General features: G+C 37.6%; 15 protein-coding genes. 9 read left to right on the top strand and 6 right to left on the bottom strand.

Translation table 11 applies throughout. The features are described 5' to 3' along the window. The first annotated feature begins 370 nt into the window (after positions 1–370). Entirely contained in the window at positions 371–2098 is a 1728-nt protein-coding gene (locus H5084_RS15790; RefSeq protein WP_182691412.1) for a bifunctional UDP-sugar hydrolase/5'-nucleotidase, read from the top strand. Between the two features lie 97 nt (positions 2099–2195). Here H5084_RS15790 and H5084_RS15785 read toward each other — a convergent pair whose 3' ends face one another. Then, a complete protein-coding gene (locus H5084_RS15785; RefSeq protein WP_028870176.1) occupies positions 2196–3065 on the bottom strand; it encodes an ROK family protein in 870 nt (289 codons plus the stop codon). 430 nt (positions 3066–3495) lie between these two features. Between H5084_RS15785 and H5084_RS15780 the strand changes: the two genes are divergently transcribed. From H5084_RS15780 to fbpC, 6 genes are all read left to right on the top strand, one after another. Continuing rightward, a complete protein-coding gene (locus tag H5084_RS15780) occupies positions 3496–4122 on the top strand; it encodes a response regulator (protein WP_028870175.1) in 627 nt (208 codons plus the stop codon). 4 nt (positions 4123–4126) lie between these two features. After that, positions 4127–5821 carry an MASE1 domain-containing protein gene (locus H5084_RS15775; protein WP_182691410.1) on the top strand — a complete coding sequence of 565 codons (1695 nt, stop codon included), beginning with the start codon at positions 4127–4129 and terminating at the stop codon, positions 5819–5821. Between the two features lie 189 nt (positions 5822–6010). Beyond that, the gene (locus H5084_RS15770) at positions 6011–7339 is read left to right on the top strand and encodes an MFS transporter (protein WP_037072235.1); all 1329 of its coding nucleotides are present in this window, start codon (positions 6011–6013) and stop codon (positions 7337–7339) included. Positions 7340–7525: 186 nt separating this feature from the next. Continuing rightward, positions 7526–8563 (top strand): ABC transporter substrate-binding protein, encoded by a 1038-nt coding sequence (locus H5084_RS15765; RefSeq protein ID WP_028870172.1) that lies wholly within the window; start codon positions 7526–7528, stop codon positions 8561–8563. Between the two features lie 170 nt (positions 8564–8733). Next, complete coding sequence (locus H5084_RS15760) at positions 8734–10830, top strand: iron ABC transporter permease (RefSeq protein ID WP_182691408.1); 2097 nt, start codon at positions 8734–8736, stop codon at positions 10828–10830. 18 nt (positions 10831–10848) lie between these two features. Beyond that, positions 10849–11922: a ferric ABC transporter ATP-binding protein gene (gene fbpC / locus H5084_RS15755; protein ID WP_211235694.1), complete on the top strand. Its 1074-nt coding sequence runs from the start codon at positions 10849–10851 to the stop codon at positions 11920–11922. Positions 11923–12024: 102 nt separating this feature from the next. Here the strand turns inward: fbpC and yghU are convergent, their stop codons facing one another. The 5 genes from yghU to H5084_RS15730 form a co-directional block, all read right to left on the bottom strand. Then, positions 12025–12885, bottom strand: a complete 861-nt coding sequence (yghU, locus tag H5084_RS15750) for a glutathione-dependent disulfide-bond oxidoreductase (RefSeq protein ID WP_182691406.1) — start codon at positions 12883–12885, stop codon at positions 12025–12027. Between the two features lie 24 nt (positions 12886–12909). Continuing rightward, positions 12910–13587: a glutathione S-transferase family protein gene (locus tag H5084_RS15745; RefSeq protein WP_182691404.1), complete on the bottom strand. Its 678-nt coding sequence runs from the start codon at positions 13585–13587 to the stop codon at positions 12910–12912. Between the two features lie 500 nt (positions 13588–14087). Then, complete coding sequence (locus H5084_RS15740) at positions 14088–15992, bottom strand: TRAP transporter fused permease subunit (RefSeq protein ID WP_182691402.1); 1905 nt, start codon at positions 15990–15992, stop codon at positions 14088–14090. Positions 15993–16242: 250 nt separating this feature from the next. Next, positions 16243–17187, bottom strand: coding sequence for a TAXI family TRAP transporter solute-binding subunit (locus tag H5084_RS15735; RefSeq protein ID WP_245600454.1), 945 nt, complete (start codon positions 17185–17187; stop codon positions 16243–16245). A gap of 557 nt (positions 17188–17744) precedes the next feature. Then, positions 17745–18638, bottom strand: coding sequence for a LysR family transcriptional regulator (locus tag H5084_RS15730; RefSeq protein WP_182691400.1), 894 nt, complete (start codon positions 18636–18638; stop codon positions 17745–17747). A gap of 112 nt (positions 18639–18750) precedes the next feature. On the opposite strand from H5084_RS15730, the gene H5084_RS15725 reads away from it, so the two are divergent. Together H5084_RS15725 and H5084_RS15720 are read left to right on the top strand one after the other, a co-directional pair. After that, on the top strand, positions 18751–19737 hold the full coding sequence (locus tag H5084_RS15725; RefSeq protein ID WP_182691398.1) for a zinc-dependent alcohol dehydrogenase family protein: 987 nt from the start codon (positions 18751–18753) through the stop codon (positions 19735–19737). Positions 19738–19896: 159 nt separating this feature from the next. Continuing rightward, positions 19897–20700 (top strand): SDR family NAD(P)-dependent oxidoreductase, encoded by an 804-nt coding sequence (locus tag H5084_RS15720; protein ID WP_182691396.1) that lies wholly within the window; start codon positions 19897–19899, stop codon positions 20698–20700. The last annotated feature ends 556 nt before the right edge of the window (positions 20701–21256 follow it).

The raw sequence follows: 21256 nt of genomic DNA, 5'->3' as shown, positions 1-21256 counted from the left end.
AGTAATAATTAATTCTTCGAACCATCGGACGTAAACCTCTATTCCCTCCCTACTTCGCTTAATATCGATATATTGTTAAACACACTTGTAAATATGAATACACAGTCAAGGGGCGGTATCTAAATTGCGAAGGTAAGCTTACTTCTATCTATTCAACTGATTAAGGGGCGACAGATAATTTTAACTAATTGATTAGTTTATTATTATTGGTAGAGTGTGACTCATTAAATATAGATTGAGCTTTGAGCTGGCATGGTTATTTAATTTAAATTGAAAAAACAGTCATCAATGTATTAATGATATTGTCATGGTTAATACGTTACTATCAAATGAAACAGTACTTAGATTCAAATAATAAAAATGAAGGTTTATGATAAAAAACAATAAGCCAATGAAGATAACATTGGCACATATCAATGATACACACTCTTACTTTGAACCCCAGGCATTGCAATTACAACTGAATATCGACGGGGAAAAGCTCTCTCCCTATGTTAGTAATGGTGGCTTTTCACGCATTGCTACACGAGTTAAACAACTTAAAGCTAACGCACTAGCAGATAAGCGAGATTTTCTATTTGTGCATGCCGGTGATTGTTTTCAAGGCACACTGTATTTCTCTTTGTTCAAAGGTAAAGCAAATGCCGATATGCTCAATGCATTAGGTATTGATATGATGACGATTGGTAACCATGAATTAGATATGGGCAACGAACCTGTTGCGACCTTTCTGGATCGGATCACGTTTCCATTGTTAGCGGGTAACTGGGACTTATCGAACGAATTAACCACTAAATCTCATCAGTTAAATGGTCGGTCAAACTTACTTTCTTATCAACCAGAGGATCAGACTGCACGCTGGATCACGCGTATTGTAGATGGCGAGCCGATTGCAATATTTGGACTTTCAATCGATAAGATGGCAGATATTGCCAATGTAGACCTAGATACGCCCTTTGTTGATGCTTACCAAACAGCTATTAATACTGTTAAATCGATTCAAGCAACCGGTATTAATAAAATCATATTATTAAGTCATCTAGGTTTTGAGGGCGATTGTGATTTAGCAGATAAAGTAGATGGTATTAGTTTAATTGTAGGTGGTCACACTCATGTATTACAAGGTGATTTCAGTACTTTAGGGTTTAAAAAAGAGTCTGAATACGGTTTAAAAATTAATGATACTTATATTGTTCAAGCAGGATGTCATTCACAGGTACTTGGCCACTGTGAAATTGACTTTGCCGCCGACGGTTCTGTAACTGCTTTTAATGGTAAAAACGAGTTATTAATAGGTCGTCGCTTATGTATTGATAAAACCTTGTTGACCACACATGAGGATCAGCTCCATAACAAAGCCAGCCTTTATCTCGCGCAACATGAAAATGTGGTTGTGTGTAAAAAAGACCTACAACTGCAAAGTTTGCTACTTGATAAATATATCCCCAGAGTACGCGAGTTACAAAGTACAGTGATTGCAACTATCGCTGAGAGTATGCGTCATATTCGTATACCGGATGTGGAGGGAGGAAGCGAAATTGCGCCTTTAGTCGCTCAATCATTTGTGCATATGATGAATAACAATGGGCATCAAGTTGACTTTGCAATCCATAACGCAGGTGGCGTGAGATCCTCTTTAAATAGCGGTAATATTTCAGTAGCAGATATTGCAGGTAAATTGCTGCCTTTCGTTGTGCCTATTGGCGTTTATCGTATCAAAGGAAAATATATTGCTCAGGCCTTAGAGGGAGCTATTAATAATGCGATCAATAATGGAGTGATGGGAAGTGGTTCGGGAAGTTATCCTTATACTCATAACCTGAGTTTTCGCTATTATAATGAACGTCCAATGGGTCAACGTATTGCTAAACTAGTTATTTATACAAAAGAAAGCGGTTGGAAAAAGGTTGACCATGAGACCTTTTATTATGGCAGTTCTTCTGCTTATACAATGAAAGGTAAAGAAGGCTACGATGCATTGACCATGATGGAAGGTGAAGGAATTATTACCCAACATTCAATGGCAGACTGCTTTATCTATTTTATTAAAAATAGCACAAGCAGTCTGCTCCTTAAGTCTGTATCAAAAGAGCAGTAAAGAGCGACAATAAAGAAGATCAACTTCCTTTTTCATCTTTGCTTGCTCGGCAATTTATGGCTTAATTATTTACTGGGATTAATTTCAGTCAAAATAGTTAAGCTTTAATTGCAAGTGCAATACCACCGCATATGCCAGCATTATCACCTAACAGCGGAGGTACGATATAGTGATCAATATGCGTTAAAATTTCTGCTTTATGAACATAACCGTTCAACATTTCTTTCACTTTTTGTCTAATTAAAGGAAATAAATGGGCTTGTTTCATTACCCCTCCTCCCATAATTATCTTTTCTGGAGAGAGGATCAAAATATAATTAACCAGTGCTTGTGCTAGGTAATAAGCTTCCATTTCCCAAGCTTGATGTTCAGCGGGTAATGTATTTGCCAAATTACCCCAACGATTTTGAATAGCAGGGCCAGCGGCTAATCCTTCAAGACAATCACCATGAAATGGACAAGTGCCATGATAAGTATCGTCTTGATGCCTTTTTACAATAATATGCCCCATTTCAGGATGCAATAAACCATGCACCCTATTTCCTTCGATCACCGCACCAGCTCCAATTCCAGTACCAACAGTGATATACAATGAAGATGATAGCCCTTTTGCAGCCCCCCACTTTAACTCTCCAAGTGCGGCACCATTAACGTCGGTATCAAAACCGATGGGTATATCAAAATGTTGTTTCAATACGCCTATTAAGTTGTAGTCACTCCAATGTGGCTTGGGCGTTTTTGTAATGTATCCATAGGTAGGAGAATCAATATTGGGATCAATTGGTCCAAAAGAACCCACACCTAATGCTTGTATAGGTTTATCTTTAAAAAAAGAGATCACTTGCGTAAGTGTCTCGTCTGGGGTTGATGTTGGAATGGTCACTTTTTCTAAAATACGACCTTCTTCACTACCTATTGCACAAACAAATTTTGTGCCACCTGCTTCTATTGCACCAAATAACGGCATGACAACCTCTTCTGTTTTGTATTCAATTTGATTTTTATTTAGCTATTATTTATCTTTTACTTTTTAATTTAATACGAATATCTGGTTGGTGATTATTGACTATCAACTATTAACCATTGAATATTGAAACATAGACTCTTCGTCTAGTCACCTAACCTACCTCTAAACTTGAACAGTGCACCTAATCTGAGCTATAACGCTGACTTTTTTATCGTTAATCAGAAAAAATTAACATTATAAATTTAATTTCTATGATGAAACTACATTTAACGAATATTTAACTAGGATACAATTTGAAAAATTATCAGTTACTATTCCTTAAATAACAACTGATTACATTAACAAACTCCCGTGATACTACAAGCTTAAGCTCGATTAATACTTTGCAGTAACATGCGCATTTTAGATGTTTTTATTACAAGGGTTTCACATGATTTCCGTCGCGTTAGTTGATGATCATCTTATGGTACGTTCAGGCTTTGCCCAATTATTGAGTGTTGAAGCAGATATAGAAGTACATAGCCAACATGGTTGTGCTTTAGATGCTTATCAAGCACTCGCAAATACTAAATTAGATGTTGCTGTTATTGATATTTCAATGCCCGATGAAAGTGGCCTGGTGTTATTAGGAAAGTTACGCAAAGTACAACCAAATTTTAAAGCGATTATTTTATCTATTTATGACTCAGCCTCCTTTGTAAGCCAAGCTATTGAAGCAGGAGCCTGCGGTTATTTATCGAAACGTTGTGGTCCAGGGGAATTAGTTGCGGCTATTAGAACGGTGGCTAAAGGTGACCGTTATTTATGCGCGGATGCATTATTTAATTTAAGTAATGCAGCATCAACACCATCACCATTGAATGTGTTAACAAAGCGAGAAACAGAAGTATTCAACCACCTTATTCAAGGTAAAGATGTGAAGCATATTGGTAATGAGCTTTTCATTAGCCATAAAACTATACACGTACATCGAGCGAATATTCTTAGTAAGTTAGACCTTCAAAATAATGTTGACCTTATTCGTTTTGCACTTCGGCATAAACTATTGGCAGAATAAGCAAATGGCTATTAAGTCCCCTTTACCTGAAAGCAAACAAGATGTTTTCAATCATTACATTATTGGTGAACACAGCCTCTCTAAGCTCGCTTTTGTTTATATATTTAGCTTTTTAATTTATAGCATTAGCTGGTTTTGTTTATGGAACATTAGCCGTTACTTATCAGCGGATATTTTATTAGCGGGTTTATTGCTGCCAACAGGGTTAAAACTAATCACATTCACCCTTGCCCCTCGTAGCATGTGGCACCTTTTTATAATTAGTGAACTGTTCATTGTTACTAGTTTGCTTTATCTCTTGAGCGAAAATGAACACGAAAATTTATTATTCATGTTTGTTTTTTTACCCTACATCATTGCCATACCGTTTAGCCACTATTGGAAGTATTTAGATACTTATTGGCAAAAGTTGCTTGCGCTATCTGCTCTTACTATTCTTTACAGTTTACTTTGTGGCTTAGCCATTTTACTGCTTGTGACCCCCTTAAATTTACCCTTTAGTTATGTATTTTCAGCGACCATGTCCGCATTAACTGGTGGGATTTTACTCGCTCCATTTTTGTACCTGCTTTATGACTATCTTCAACATAAAATATGGTTACCATTAAGTCCGATTCTGGTTCATCAAGAGATCCGCCTACGGCCGTCTGCCATCATCTGGGGAATAGGCTTTTTTAGTATCGGGCTGATTGCTGAATTAACGCTATTAGAAACAATGAAACCCTTGGTGCTGTTAATTATATTACTACCAAATATCTTTATGGCCTATAAATACGGTTGGCAAGGTGGCGTTTTAGCGGGTGTAATTAACAGCATACTATTAACCACCGCGAGACAGATCACAGGTACCTTTGAATCAGATCAAGAGTTACAAATTTTTATGACTAGCCAAGCATTAGTTGGATTAGGTTTAGGGATCGCAATCAGTAGGCAGTTTTTATTATCTGAGCAACTACATCGTGTTAACTCTGATTTAGCAATGGAGCTTTCTAACAAGCAACAGTTAACACAGCAACTCGTGCAAGCGGAAGAAAATATTCGCAAGTCTGTGGCTCGTGAATTACATGATGAAATTGGCCAAAATATTACAGCGATTCAAATCCAGGCGATGCTTGCTGGCAAAGTGAGTCAGGATAAAAATAGTCAAGATATCGCAACGACTATTAACACGTTAGCATTAAGAATACACAGCTCTACAAGGCAGCTATTGACTCAGTTGCGCCCTCATTCCCTTGATGAATTAGGCTTAGAAGATGCCATTAGGCAGCTGAGTGCAGAGATGCGCTTTGCAGATAGGCATATCGATTTTAAACTAAACTTTGGTTTATCGGCTACTAAGCTTGATGATATTACCGCCGTTACGCTATACCGTATCGTGCAAGAATTATTAAACAATGTCAGTAAACATGCGCAGGCAAGTGAAGTGCAGTTAAGTTTACTGCCCGGTGAAGTGTTTACCTTAGAATTACGAGACAATGGGATAGGTCTCCCCGATGACTGGCAAAGTAATGGACAAGGTCTTAAAGGCATTAAAGAACGGACCAGTGCATTGGGGGGGGAAATAAGAATACAAACCCGAGAAGCAAAAGCAGCTGAACTTCAACAACCGACAATAAGGTTAACAAACCTAGCAACCTCTTACCCTGGCACGCTAATAGTCATTCATTTACCCGTCAAAGCCTTTTCCACCGCAGACTAAAATGACAACAACTAAAGCTATTAATAATGAGCTAATAGACCGTAAAGTAGACAACTAATATGTTACCTAGACCACAACTTTTCGCCTTACACAGCAAAACTAGGAATTTTTCTTAGACATTTAAAAACTAGTCTCACTCTTTCACCAACACCATTGAGTACCATCGTTTTCAGTTAGGAGAATTTACACATGATGGGTTTTTTAACCTCTGAGCAACCCGCTAAAACGATAACTAATCAAGTACAGATTAATGCCACTTATCAATACTGGCGATTGCACTTAATGTTATCTATGTACCTCGGTTACGGCATGTTTTATTTTACGCGTAAAAGTTTGAACTTTGCGATGCCAGCTTTACTTTCCGACCTTGGGTTAGCACATTCTGATATCGGTTTTTTAGGGACACTTTTTTATATTACTTACGGCCTATCTAAATTTTTTTCCGGGATGGTCAGTGATCAATCAAAGCCTAGTTATTTTATGGGATTGGGGTTGATCGCAACGGGCATGATTAATATTGCCTTTGGCTTGAGTTCATCGTTATTCATGTTTGCCACATTGTGGGTAGCGAATGCGTTTTTTCAAGGTTGGGGATGGCCACCTTGTGCCAAGCTATTAACCACTTGGTACTCTCGTTCTGAACGTGGTTTTTGGTGGTCGATTTGGAATACATGCCACAATTTAAGTGGCGCGTTGATCCCCATCGTTATTGGATTTATAGCGGTCTCCTGGGGATGGCGTTATGGGTTCATTATTCCAGGGAGTGCGGCGATATTAGTTGGTATTGTTTTATGTTTCAGAATGCAGGACAAACCGACCAGTTTAGGGCTACCCAGTGTCGGTGAGTGGCGAAATGATGCACTTGAAAAACAACACGAACAAGAAGGTAAAGGATTAAATTTTAAAAAAATTCTGACTGTTTATGTATTAGGTAATAAGTATATTTGGATTTTATGCAGTTCTTATTTTTTGGTTTATATCGTACGTACCGCTATTAATGATTGGGGAAACCTTTATTTAATGCAACGACATGGTTTTGAACTTTTTTCAGCGAATGCGGCTGTCTCCATGTTTGAAATAGGCGGCTTTCTTGGTTCATTATTTGGAGGTTGGGGATCAGACCGATTTTTCCGTGGCAACCGCGCTCCGATGATTTTGATTTTTGCTTTGGGTATTTTTGCTTCTGTTTCTGCCCTGTGGTTAACACCTGTAGATAATTTTGTGGTGCTATCTGGATGCTTTTTTTCCATTGGTTTCTTTGTGTTTGGCCCTCAAATGATGATTGGAATGGCCGCAGCAGAATGTTCACACAAAGATGTAGCAGGGACAGCAACAGGGTTTGTAGGATTATTCGGGTATCTAGGCGCAGCACTTGCTAGCTACCCGCTTGCATTAATTATTGAACGATTTAATTGGGAAGGTTTTTTCAGTGTAATTACGTTATCAGCAGCTTGTATTGGCTTACTGATCTTACCTTTTGTAAAAGCACAGGATGTGCGAGATAACGCGAATGGCTAGTCATTTTTTTGATCTTAGTTGCTAATACTTGTGCTTTCTCACTAATAAAAATCAGATTGTTTTAACACCATTATTCATATTTGTATTAGCAGAATAGTTGAACGGAATAACGAGACTAAATGCTTTGGCATTATTTATTCAAGAAGTGAAATATTAGTTTTTTATCAAAAAAAGGAAGGGAAGAATATGAAAATTAGCACTCAACGTACATTATTAGCCGCTTGTGTTTTAGGCTCCACAATGACCATTGCACCACAAGCCGTTGCTGAAGGTCGACTGGTTGTTTACTGCAGTGCAACCAATGCAATGTGTTCTGCAGAAACCAAAGCATTCTCTGAAAAATATGATGTTAAAACCTCATTTGTACGCAACGGCTCTGGTAGTACATTTGCTAAAATTGAAGCAGAGAAAAAGAACCCTCGTGCCGATGTTTGGTATGGTGGTACGCTAGATCCACAATCTCAAGCAGGTGAAATGGATTTACTGCAACCTTATAAATCTCCGCAGCTTGAGTTCATTATGGATCAATACAAAGATCCAGCTAAGCGTAAAGGTAATTACTCATCTGCCGTTTATATGGGTATTCTTGGTTTTGGTGTGAATACTGAACGTCTTGCAGAGAAAGGGTTAGAAATCCCACGTTGTTGGAGTGACCTGACTAAGCCAGAGTACAAAGATGAAATTCAAATTTCTGATCCACAAAGTTCAGGCACTGCCTACACTGCATTAGCAACCTTTATCCAACTTTGGACTGAAGATAAAGCGTTTGATTACTTCAAAGCATTAGATAAAAACATCTCTCAATACACTAAATCAGGTGTAACACCATCTCGTAACTCCGCGCGTGGTGAAATCGCAATCGGTGTAGGCTTCTTACATGACTATTCACTTGAACAATCTAAAGGTGCACCACTGGAGCTTATTTCTCCTTGTGAAGGAACAGGTTATGAAATTGGTGGTGTGAGTATTATTAAAGGTGCTCGTAACCTAGATAATGCAAAACTTTTTGTCGATTATGTATTATCAAAAGAAGGCCAGGAATTAGCTTGGAACAAAGGTCAATCTTTCCAAATTTTAACCAATACAACGGCAGAGCAATCACCTAATGCACTGGACCCTAAAAAACTAACCTTAATTAATTACGATATGAATAAATACGGATCATCTAGTGAGCGTAAACGTTTAATCGATAAATGGGTAAACCAAGTAAAAATGGGTGAATAACCTGCACTTAGATGAGCAGTATTAGTACTGCTCATTTCTCTTAACATTTTATGTTAATTCTACTCTCAATCATGATTACAAATTACATTTCCACTTGCAGTGAGCAGATAGGGAATACTTAATCTAACAAATTGATTAAAAATAACTTTTTATTAACTCGGTACTTTACAATGAATGATATAACAGATAAATCATCTACCCGTCACCGGCCAACTCCTGAACATCGAGATCCTATTTTTTACTGGGTTTTAGTGCTACTTGCCGGCTTTATATTCCTACCCAGTTTTTCACTCGATTATGGGGTGTTCGATTCCACTTTTGAAGAAATTAACATGGCCATGGGCTGGAGCTCAGCTAATATTTCTTGGTTATGGTTTATCTTACCGCTCGGTTTATTACTTCGTCCTCGTAAAATCCAAAATAAATATGCCAAAAAACAACACTGGTTTGATATTGTTTTTTCTATTTTATGTATGTTTATAACATTACTTTCGTCTTGGTATACTGAACAAGGTTTAGGTTACTCCACGATTGTTTTATTCATTGGCCTTGGCGCAGTCATGACTCTCGCCTTTTCACGAATGGAATATCTTGGTGGCGATGTATTTATTATTGCTTCACTCATTTCCATCATTATATTGATCTCTACTTTTATCATTTATCCAAGTATTGCCATTTTTGTACCGATGTTTCAGGATGATGCGGGTAATTTTGTACTGTTCCAGTTCCTTGAAATACTTACTAAATCGCACATTATACAAATTATATTAAACTCGGTTATGTTAGGCACATCAGTTGGTATCGGAGCCACTTTTTTTGGCCTCATTTTTGCCATTTATACTACGCGTATTGCAAAACGTTCTGCTTTTATAGCGCGCATATTTTCTATTCTACCGATTGTTACTCCACCCTTTGTTGTAGGTTTGGGCGTAACACTAATGTTAGGTCGTTCTGGTTACATTACCGAATTAATGGTCGACTGGTTCGGCTTGGAACAAACTAACTGGTTATATGGTTTTACTGGTATTTGGATGGCTCAAGTACTTGCTTTTGCACCTATGTCTTTCATGATCATTGACGGTGCAATGAAATCTTTACACCCTTCATTAGAAGAAGCTTCATATACATTACGTGCTAACCGTTACCAAACCTTTTTTCAAATTGTGATGCCATTATTAAAACCTGCATTGGCTAACTCCTTTTTAATCATCTTTGTACAATCGCTGGCTGACTTTAGTAATCCCTTAGTACTGGGCGGTAGTTTCGATGTTTTAGCAACGCAGATTTATTTCTACATTGCAGGTGCGCAACTTGATTATGCATCGGCGAGTACATTAGGTGCAATTTTACTATTATTCTCTTTAGCTATTTTTGTCGTGCAGTATCTATGGATTGGTAAACGTTCATACGTGACTATTTCAGGTAAGTCTTACCGTGGTGATGTTCAGCCACTACCACCATCGTTGAAACTAGGTGTATCAGGTCTCCTGTATTTTTGGATGGCCTTTAACGTACTCCTTTATGGCAGCATCTTTTATGGCAGCTTTACTGTTAACTGGGGTGTCGATTACAGTCTTACATTTAATAACTATATCAACCTATTTGGTATGGGGATGAGTGAAGGAGCTTGGCCTTCTTTAATTACTACCATGACTTATGCTGGTATTGCCGCACCAATCACCGCTTTCTTCGGTTTATTGATTGCATACATAGTGGTTAGACAACAATTCCGTGGCAAAAAAGTCATTGAGTTCTCAACCATGCTTTGTTTTGCTGTACCTGGAACAGTTGCTGGTGTGTCTTACATATTAGCCTTTAATGATGCCCCTATTTATTTGACGGGAACGGCCGCTATTGTGGTGATCTCAATGGTGATGAGGAATGTCCCCGTTGGGATTCGTTCTGGTATAGCAGGACTCGGACAATTGGATAAATCATTGGATGAAGCCTCATTAAGTTTACGTGCTAATTCTTTAAAAACGATTACCCATATTCTATTACCGTTATTAAAACCAGCTATTTTATCGACACTGATTTATAGCTTTGTGCGTGCAATGACCACAGTAAGCGCCATTATATTCTTAGTTACACCGGAAACTCGTGTTGCCACTTCTTATATTTTGAATCGCGTTGAAGATGGTGAATACGGTATCGCTATTTCCTACGGGTCAGTGCTGATCGTGGTGATGCTAGCAATTATTTTGATTTTTGACTTCCTTGTTGGTGATACTCGTGTATCTCGTTCTAAAGCAACCAACCAAGAATAATGACTGGAGTAACGACTAATGGAAAACAGTAAAATGGAAAATGAAAACTTTGTAGTATTAAAAAATATTTGCAAAAAATTTGACGATAAAGAAGTCATCGGTAACTTAGACCTAGAGATCAAAAAAGGCAGTTTAGTCACCTTATTAGGTCCTTCTGGTTGCGGGAAAACGACGGTGTTGCGTTTAGTGGCCGGTCTAGAAAAGCCCACCAGCGGTCAAATATTTATTGATGGCGAGGATGTCACCAATACTTCGATTCAACAACGTGATATCTGTATGGTGTTTCAGTCCTATGCATTGTTTCCGCACTTATCATTACACCAAAATGTTGCCTATGGATTAAAGATGTTAGGTATCTCTAAAGCTGAAACTAAACAACGTGTTGACGAAGCATTAAAATTAGTCGATTTAGAAGGCTTTGGTGAGCGTTATGTGGATCAAATATCGGGTGGTCAACAACAACGTGTGGCACTTGCCCGTGCGTTAGTATTAAAACCCAAAGTATTGTTGTTTGATGAACCACTCAGTAATTTAGATGCGAATTTACGCCGTAGCATGCGTGAAACTATTCGTGAACTGCAGCAACGTTTTAATATTACTTCTTTGTATGTAACGCATGACCAAACCGAAGCGTTTGCCGTGTCGGATACCGTGATAGTGATGAAAGATGGCGAAATTATGCAGCAAGGTTCTCCTACTGAGCTTTATAAAAATCCAGCGTCAATGTTTATGGCAAACTTTATGGGTGAAGCTAATATCTTCCCTGGTCAGTTTGATGGCGAACAAATTAATATTAATGGTTACAAGACCCCTGCCGATCCGACCATGGTTGAAGGTTTTAAAAGTGGAAACTATTTAATTGGTGTTAGGCCAGAAGCTATTCTTTTAACTAATCAAGGTGATGAAAGTCAACGTTGCCAAGTAAATAAGGTTGCTTATATGGGGGCGATGTACGAAGTGAGTGTGACTTGGCAAGACCATGAAATATTATTGCAGCTTAACTCTTCGCAATTCAATGCGTCTTTAGCTGAGCGTGCTTTTTTAACAATTAATCCCACTGGCTTATTTTTATTGCCTGCCGATGCTAAATAGTTAGATTATAAAATATAAAAAGGCCAAGTAGGAGGTTATCTTACTTAGCCTTTTATAGTACTTCTATAGTACGTACGCCCACTCGACGCCTAAGCTTTAAACCTATTTTGGTTTTTTAGCTAATACTGCATCAATATCTGCAGCTGAATGACGCTCAGGAACTTGTTCCCACTCCTCACCCCAAGAACGATTTATGATACGTCCCCTTTGCACACCTTCACGCGCTTCAAGCAGTTTAGCCCAACGTAAAACGTGCGTGTAAGTGTCAACTTGTAAAAATTCTGCAGCATCATATAAATTACCAAGTACTAAATTTCCGTACCATGGCCATATTGCGATATCAGCAATCGTAAACTCTTCGCCCGCTACATAGGTATTGTTAGCAAGTTGTTTATCTAAAACGTCTAATTGACGTTTAGCTTCCATCGCAAAACGATTGATCGGGTATTCAAATTTTTCATCTGCATAAGCATAAAAATGACCAAAGCCACCACCTAAGAAAGGAGCTGAACCCTGCGCCCAAAATAACCAATTAAAAGTCGTTGTTCTCGCTGCCCCTTGTGTTGGTAAAAAGTGTCCAAATTTCTCTGCTAAATGAACCAAAATTGAAGCAGATTCAAAAACATTAACAGACTGAGCGCCCGATTTATCCACCAGCGCTGGAATTTTAGAGTTAGGATTTACACCTACAAATCCTGAAGAGAATTGTTCGCCTTCACCGATATTGGTCAAGTAAGCATCATACTCAGCTTCTTTAACACCTGCGGCTAGTAACTCTTCAAGAAGAATAGTGATTTTTTGTCCGTTAGGCGTGCCTAATGAATAAAGTTGCAGCGAATGATTACCTACAGGCAATACTTTTTCATGAGTTGCGCCAGAAACAGGACGATTAATGCTCGCCCATTTATTACCACCCGCGGTGTTTTCAACCCAAACTTTAGGCGGTGTATATTGTTCGGTCATATTAATTCCTTAGCAATGTAATGATTAAACCTTAGGATAGTTTGATGGGAAAAATGCCCGTTTAGCATCCTCATCAAACTCTTTCTTAAATGTGATGTCTTTACCCATTTCTCTAGCTCGTGCAGCTGCTGGACGACTATTAATACTATCAAACCAACGTTTAAGATTAGGGTAAGGTGTTAGCCCTTCTTCACCCAATACAACGGCCGCTTTATCAATCCAGCCCCAAGCTGAAACATCAGCAATAGTATACTCTTCGCCAACAATAAATTCACGACCCGCTAAATGTGTATCTAATACTTCATAATGACGTTGTGCTTCGCGTAAATAACGGTTAACTGCATAATCATTACCTTCAGGTGCAGCATGACGGAAATGAACACATTGACCAGAATATGGACCAAGACCAGAAGCAATAAACATTAACCAAGACAGCATTTCAGCACGATCACCTGGTTGGCCAGCTAATTTTCCAGTCTTTTCAGATAAGTACATCAAAATCGCATTTGAATCAAAAACACGTGTGCCATCATCTTCAATAGCAGGTGCTTTTGCATTTGGATTTATTTGGCGATATTCAGAAGTATGTTGCTCTCCTTTTAAAGTATCAAGTGCAACTAACTCAAAGGGAAGGCCAGTTTCTTCTAAAAATAAAGCCACTTTCATCGGATTTGGTGTTTGGTGAAAATAAAACTTGATCATGTCATGCTCCTTTTTATGAGCATAATATTGAAACACAGATAGAACGATCGTTCAATACAATTTAAAAGATTATTAAAAATTAATATTGAAAGTGATACATTTAACATTAACTGTATAAATAAACAGTTAAGTAAGAATGCAATGAAAAGCGGATAATCACATTAACCTACTGATTTAGTATAATTTGTTCAATTAATAAACATTAATGCTTCAAATATGTGTTAAATGTTTGAGAGTTTACTATTAAAATCAAAATTACCCATTTAACTGTATGTATATACAGTCATCATTGCAATTTATGACGAGAGTAATATATGGCATTAATTACTAGGTATTAATGATTAGTTAGTAGGTATTGAACATTGGTAACTAGGAATTGAATGTTAGACATTAACAGTGATATTTATTAACACTAGGATTTGATATTAACCGCTATTACCCTTTTAGGTGATAGCGGTTAAGTTATAGGAGTTAGGTTATGAAGGTTAAATCAATGAACTTTAAATTGAAGCAGCAACAGTCTCATCTTCAGTTCGAGATAAACGATAGTTAATCAAGCAAACCACCACGATGATCGCAATCCCGGCTATATTGATGTAAAGATAAGGCACTAACATAGTAAAACCAGCAATCAATAATAATCCACGCGCAAGCAACGGTAGCTTAGTGGCTAAACGCCCTTCTATAGTGCCAGCAAATGCAACGATTAAACCAATGGTTAATACGATAGCAATAACAAAGTCGACATTTTGACCATCCATCCAAATCAATCCAGAAAAAGCCATCATAATAGGGATAATGAAAAACCCTTGTGCTAACTTAAATGCTTGAACTGCGGATCGCATCGGCGAAGTATTAGCGATACCTGCAGCGGCAAAGGCTGCCAATGCAATAGGTGGCGTTACATTAGAGGTTTGCGATAGCCAAAATACAATCATGTGCGCCGCTAATAAACCTACACCTAACTCAGTTAAGCTTGGCACCGCCATAATAGATAAAACGATATAAGCTGCGGTTACTGGTAATCCCATTCCAAGGATCACCGCTGCGATTGCAATCAAGCCCAATACAGACCATAAGTAACCGCCTGACAATGCCATCAAGAACTGTGTAAATTGTAAACCAATTCCTGTTTGTCCTACCACACCGACTACAATACCCGCAGTACCACAGGCTACAGAAATAGGTAATGCTAATAAAGCCCCTTCCTTCATGCCTTCAAAGAAGACTCCTACGGTGATACGGCTATGTTTTCTACACGTGGCAGCCACCAAAATAGCAACACAGCCCGAAATACCGACCAAAATAGGAGAATAACTCATTAACAGTAAGCTAGTGATTAAAATTAATGGCACCAGGAAATGCCAACCATTTTTTAACACTACGGAAATCTTTTCAGTTATTTCCATGCCTTGTAAGCCTAATTTACACGCCATTAGATGAACATAAAGCAAGGTACAAGCAAAGTATAAAATAGCAGGAGCAATCGATACTAATAATATTTCACTGTAAGGTATCCCCGTAAACTGAGCCATTACAAACGCGCCCGCTCCCATAACAGGTGGCATGATTTGACCACCGGTAGATGCAGCCGCTTCAATACCTGCCGCTTGTTCTGGTTTATAGCCTAACTTTTTCATCATCGGTATGGTTAATGCGCCTGTAGTCACAGTATTAGCAATAGCAGATCCTGAAATTGAACCTAACGCGGCTGAAGCAATAACACTCGCTTTTGCCGGACCACCACGATATTTACCTGCAATCGAGAATGATGCGTCGATAAAGAATTTACCGGCTCCAGTGACCTGTAAAAAAGCACCAAACAATACAAAAATAAAGACCACACCGGCAGCAATTGCAAGTGGTGCGCCATAAACACCATTGGTTGAATAGATATGGAATCTAATGATCTCCTCAATCGCAAAGCCTTTGCTTGCCACTGACCCAGGTAGGTAATTACCAAAAATCGCATAAACTAAAAATAATGCAGCGATAAACACCATGACTAGACCAACCGTTCGTCTTGTTGCTTCCAGTAATAATACTAAAATTATTAAACCGGATATCTGGTCAAGTGTGGTTAGGCCATCTAATAAGAATGAAATATCATCATAATCAAAGGCAACAATATGGTAAGAAGCCCAAGCTATTGCGGCAATAAAGATGAAGTCTATGACTCGTCCAATTAGGTATAACCCTGTCGAACGTTGTGATTTAATCAGTGGTAGGGTAAAAAACACTAGGATTAATACCCAACTTAAGTGAATAGGTCTAAATATGGTAGCGGCTAAGTCAGCTGTTATTCCTTGCCATATTTGAAAGATTGATAATGATATAGCTGCTAGTGCAGCAATTAATACTATTTTGTCTGAAATCCATTTACACGTAGTAGTAGATTCACTCATGCTATTCTCCACAGGGTCACCAAATATTATTAGATTTATAGATTGGTTCTTGATTACGTTAATGATTAAATCAAGTTAAAAGACTGATGTTAAAAGTTGTACTTACCGTTAATTGTTGCTTGTTACATGTAATCTATTTATTGTTTTACACAAAATAAAACGGCTAATAAATGCCTATTAACCGTTTTATTAATTATTCTCTCAAAGATTATTCACGTTGAACTTGTTCTTTAAGCGAAATCTATCGAGATTATTGCATTTGTTCTTTTAAGTATTTAAGTGAACCGGGGTGTAAATCAATCCCTTTTAATTTGTTCATGTTTTCTAATGTAGTGAATTTAGTCACACTGATCACTTGATTAATTTTACTCATATTTTCAAAAGCAACTTTAGTCATTTTGTAAGCTAAATCAGTATCTAAGTTTTTATTAACCACTAAGATGTTCCACACTGCTGGTGCATTAAATGCGTTTACACCTTTATAACTACCAGCAGGTACTTCGATTTCTTGGTAAGAAGCATTACTTGCTGTGACTGCTTTCAGTTCTTCAGGCGTAAAAGATAAAATACGAATGTTGTGAGTAAAAGCAAGCTCTGTAATAGCACCTACGCCAATACTACCTACGATAGCACCAGCATCAATTTGTCCTGCAGAGATTGCACTGGTAGTCGCAGTGTAGTTAAGTGACTGCGCATCAATATCTTTTTCCGTAATACCCAAAGCAGCAAGAATATTAGTTGAACTTACACGTGTACCTGAACCCGGCGCACCTAGTGAAATACGCTTACCTTTAAGGTCTTGAATAGATTGAATTTTAGAATCTGCAGGCACAATAAACTGCACAACATTTGGATATAAAGCAAACAGTACAGAGACATCCATTTTACGTGGGAAAGGTTTAACACCCTCATGCGCTTGTAGCACAACATTACCCATGGCAATACCTGCAAGCTGCTTGTTTGTTGACACTTTGATAGTATTTTCAACAGATGCTGCCGTTACTTCCGCACGCATATCAAAGTCTTCTATATTTTCACTCCAGATTTTAGCCAGTATGCCACCGAGAGGATAATAGGTGCCACTTTGACTACCCGTACCGATGGTGTAGTTTTCCGCCATCGCATTGAATGAAAATAAACACGCTAATCCAATTATTCCGTTTTTAAAAATTTTCTGCATTTTAATTTTCTGCATTTTATTAATCCCTTTTAGTCTATTTGTATCTTGTTATCAATTTGTTATAGATGTGTAACCCGCAAAAGATTACCACTTAACTGTAACTACACAATGGTGTCATGTCACAAAGTTGTGGTTAGTACTGTTAGGCGCTTAGCTTTCTCAATAGATAATACAAAAATCGCACAAATTGAGCATTAAAAAGTCAGTTAAGGTGATTAGAAATGAGTAGTAATCGAAACAGTGAAGGTGAATGCAGTAAGCGGGAATACAGTAAAGCTGAATACAGCAAAACTCAGAGTTATTGACAGGAACTGGTTGGAACAAAGAGCGCATTACAGTGCGGCGTATTGCGTCACTATGGCAAGTATGTCAGGGTGAGTTAATCGTTATCAGTTAGTTGAATAAAGGAAGTTAAATAAAGCATATTCTATAAAGTAAACACAATAAAACGAGTAGCCTTGCTATTCAAAGCAAATGCAGTGCTAACACTTTATCTATCTCATTAACATTTGCATTTGGTTTGATGTAGTCACCGCAAGCCAACACTTAAATAACGACTTAACTGTGCTTAATTACTTTTCCCAATCCGGTATTTCACCATAGTATTGTTTACAATAATCGATAAAAGCACGAATTTTAGGCGCCACTTGACGCGAACTTGGATAAATAGCCCATATCGCCGTTTCAGTAATAAGTGGGTAATCTTCTAAAATTTGAATAAGCTTTTTGTCTTGCAGTTGTTTAAAAGCAATCCATTTAGAACAAACAGTAATGCCTAAGCCATTAACACATGCGTCACGAATCGCTTCCCCATTGTCTGCACTTAAACTCCCTTTCGCCTTAATAGCAATATCGCCATTTTTCCCTTTGAATGTCCAATGATCTAACCCCATTAAAGTAAGGCATTGATGATCTTTTAAATCCTCTGGAGAACTTGGCATACCATATTTTGCAAGGTAGTCAGGTGATGCACATAAAATACGGCTGTCTGAGGTTAATTTTCTTGCAATTAAACTAGAATCTTTAAGTTTTGAATTGCGTATAGCAATGTCAAAGCCACCTTCTACCAAATCAACAATAGAATCTGATAACTTTAAATTAATATTCAGTGAGGGATGAAGCTCAATAAAACCTGTCAAAGCTGGAATTAAATGCATACGACCAAATGAAGCAGGTGCAGTTAAACGTAGTGTGCCTTGTAAAGCATTCGCTTCAAAACCTAAGGCTGCATGTGCAGAAACAACACTGGCAATAACATCTTCCGCATAGGGTAAAAAGGCTTTACCTTCTTCTGTTAATGACACTTTACGTGTTGTTCTGTGCACTAACCTTACTTGTAAGCTTTCTTCTAACTTATTCATATGATTACTAGCCACCGCGGCTGATAACCCCAATGCTTGCCCAGCCAGACTAATATTATTTGTTGCTGCTACACGTAAAAAAAGTTTCAAATGTTCAATATTCATAGGCCCTACCATTATCAACAAAAAATATAAAGTGATTCTCTATGTTGCTATATTATCAAATTTGATGATAAATCATATACTGTTTGCACTTAATAAACGGAGACAAAATACAATGAAAGAAATGATACTTAATAATTACGGTGATCAAGCCATTTTTGAAGCAGTTAATATCGACAAACCAACAGTTAAAGAAGGTCATGTTGTATTAAAAGTCGCCGCTACGAGTATTAACACGGTTGATACCATGATTAAATTAATGGGTTCTGATTTACCATTATCCCCTGCTCTCCCTGCGGTATTAGGAATGGACTTTGCAGGAACAGTAGAAGAAGTTGGTGCAGGTGTGACTAACGTTAAAGTAGGCGATGAAGTCTATGGATGTGCTGGAGGTTTAGCTGATTTACAAGGTGCACTTGCAGAATACATGCTTGCAGATGCTAACTTAATCGCATTAAAACCTAAAAACTTAACGATACGTGAAGCTGCGGCTATTCCACTTGTTGGTATTACTGCCTATGAAGGTTTAATGCGTGCACAAATTAGCCAAGGTAAAAAAGTACTTGTTCATGGTGGTTCTGGTGGTGTTGGTCATATTGGTATTCAATTTGCTAAATATTTAGGGGCTGACGTTTATGCAACGGGTGGCGGTGATAAGCAATTAGCTTTAATTAAAAAATTAGGCGCAACAGCAATTAACTACAAAACAGAAAAAGTAGAAGATTATGTTGCTGCGCATACTGAAGGTAATGGTTTTGATATTATCTTAGATACAGTTGGCGGCCTTAATATGCTCAATTCATTTGATGCTGCTGCAATCAATGCACAAGTTTCAACCACAACATCAATGTTAGAAATAGATTTAACCACAGCACATCTTAAAGGGTTATCTTTACACGTTGTATTTATGTTGATCCCAATGCTGCATAACAAAAAGCGAGCAGAACATGGGCAGATATTAAATAAAATAACAGAAATAGTTGAAGCTGGTGGTATGACGCCTGTATTAGATGAAAATCAATTTTCATTTGAACAAGTCGGCGATGCTTATGCTCGTTTATCAAGTGGTGCAGGTATGGGTAAAGTCGTTGTAGAGGTTTAATTTTTTTCATAAATGACTGAATACTTATGGACAATTCCTTACAACTTATGGATTGTCCGACGAAAAAGCTAGGTGTTAATGGCTAGCTTTTAATACCATTAATTTAGATTTATACGATATACAAATGACTCAATCAATGAGCAAGTTGGAGTAACGAATATGCCAAAAACAATCTTATTAACAGGTGCTAGCGATGGTATCGGATTAGAAACCGCGAAAAAACTAGCTGTTTTAGGTCATCACTTGATCATTCATGGCCGCAACAAAACTAAAATAGAATCTGTCAAATCAAAGTTAATGGCCCTGCCTAATGTATCGAGAATTGATACTGTCATTGCAGATTTATCAGATCTTCGACAAGTAACTACTTTTGCTAAAAAAATCATCAGTGATTATACAAAATTAGATATCTTAATTAATAATGCCGGTCTATTTAAAGTAGCGAATCCTCTCACTGCAGAAGGATTAGATGCACGCTTTGTTGTTAACACCATTGCCCCCTACTTATTAACGCAATTGCTGACTCCGTTACTTGGTAAAGATGGGCGTGTTGTCAACTTATCGTCTGCAGCGCAAGCACCTGTTAATATGCAAGCATTAATAGGAGACGTTAGATTAGAAGATATGCAAGCCTATGCACAAAGTAAATTGGGTATTAGATTATGGTCTGCTGCTATTGCTTTAATTGAACAAGCTCCCACTTGTATTTCAGTGAATCCAGGCTCATTACTAGCAAGTAAAATGGTTAAAGAAGGCTTTGGCATTGACGGTAATGATTTAAGTATCGGCGCAGATATTTTAGTCCGTGTTGCACTTGATGAAGAGATGCTACTACATAATGGAGAGTACTTTGATAATGATGCGGGTAGATTCAGCGCCGATATTCATGAAACAGAACTAAACAGAATGGCGAAACAACTTGTGAGTACAATGGATAAAATGGTCGAAGACTACCAAGTTTAAATCACTGTTATTAAACATTTATATTATTAAACATTAATCTTAATATTGCACTTTATAGGTGTTCTATTGTCGTCAAGGTACAAAATGTGGTGATAGAATCATTTATTCGACCTTATTAATTCGATTATATTCACTAAATAAGAATAAGGTCGATGGTTCTGTTGCTGATTTTAAGAGACTGTAATAAAAACTGTGTAACTGCTTATTTATAATCCTACTATTTGGTAAAGAATACGCAGTTATGGATCAGATGCAATTAGAAGCGTTCGCTCGCGAAGCCGCTAAATCATTAAAAACCATATAGCTTTGAATTATTTATTTTTTTGAGTGTTAAGTTTAAGTACTTTTCTTAATTTAATATTAAGAATATTGATTAATATGCAGCTCTCTCTAATATGGTAACTCTTTTTGCGCCATTTTTAATATTAATAAGTTTGGGTAATAACATTACCTAGTCCATAATTGCATCTTATATCACTTTATTTTTAGAGGAATATTGATGAGCATTTCCATACCATTAAAAGTTTACTGTTATACATTCCTCATTCATCGACTT

Origin of the sequence: Psychromonas sp. SR45-3 (assembly GCF_014163575.1) — a bacterium.
GTDB classification, from domain to species: Bacteria; Pseudomonadota; Gammaproteobacteria; order Enterobacterales; family Psychromonadaceae; genus Psychromonas; species Psychromonas arctica.
The sequence above is the reverse complement of the archived record's forward strand: the minus strand, read 5'-3'. Positions and strand labels throughout refer to the sequence as shown.

Bases quoted from the DNA above. Each gene is read 5' to 3' on its own strand.
- H5084_RS15790 (WP_182691412.1), top strand. From the start codon at position 371: ATGATAAAAAACAATAAGCCAATGAAGATAACATTGGCACATATCAAT.
- H5084_RS15785 (WP_028870176.1), bottom strand. From the start codon at position 3,065: ATGCCGTTATTTGGTGCAATAGAAGCAGGTGGCACAAAATTTGTTTGT.
- H5084_RS15780 (WP_028870175.1), top strand. From the start codon at position 3,496: ATGATTTCCGTCGCGTTAGTTGATGATCATCTTATGGTACGTTCAGGC.
- H5084_RS15775 (WP_182691410.1), top strand. From the start codon at position 4,127: ATGGCTATTAAGTCCCCTTTACCTGAAAGCAAACAAGATGTTTTCAAT.
- H5084_RS15770 (WP_037072235.1), top strand. From the start codon at position 6,011: ATGATGGGTTTTTTAACCTCTGAGCAACCCGCTAAAACGATAACTAAT.
- H5084_RS15765 (WP_028870172.1), top strand. From the start codon at position 7,526: ATGAAAATTAGCACTCAACGTACATTATTAGCCGCTTGTGTTTTAGGC.
- H5084_RS15760 (WP_182691408.1), top strand. From the start codon at position 8,734: ATGAATGATATAACAGATAAATCATCTACCCGTCACCGGCCAACTCCT.
- fbpC (WP_211235694.1), top strand. From the start codon at position 10,849: ATGGAAAACAGTAAAATGGAAAATGAAAACTTTGTAGTATTAAAAAAT.
- yghU (WP_182691406.1), bottom strand. From the start codon at position 12,885: ATGACCGAACAATATACACCGCCTAAAGTTTGGGTTGAAAACACCGCG.
- H5084_RS15745 (WP_182691404.1), bottom strand. From the start codon at position 13,587: ATGATCAAGTTTTATTTTCACCAAACACCAAATCCGATGAAAGTGGCT.
- H5084_RS15740 (WP_182691402.1), bottom strand. From the start codon at position 15,992: ATGAGTGAATCTACTACTACGTGTAAATGGATTTCAGACAAAATAGTA.
- H5084_RS15735 (WP_245600454.1), bottom strand. From the start codon at position 17,187: ATGCAGAAAATTAAAATGCAGAAAATTTTTAAAAACGGAATAATTGGA.
- H5084_RS15730 (WP_182691400.1), bottom strand. From the start codon at position 18,638: ATGAATATTGAACATTTGAAACTTTTTTTACGTGTAGCAGCAACAAAT.
- H5084_RS15725 (WP_182691398.1), top strand. From the start codon at position 18,751: ATGAAAGAAATGATACTTAATAATTACGGTGATCAAGCCATTTTTGAA.
- H5084_RS15720 (WP_182691396.1), top strand. From the start codon at position 19,897: ATGCCAAAAACAATCTTATTAACAGGTGCTAGCGATGGTATCGGATTA.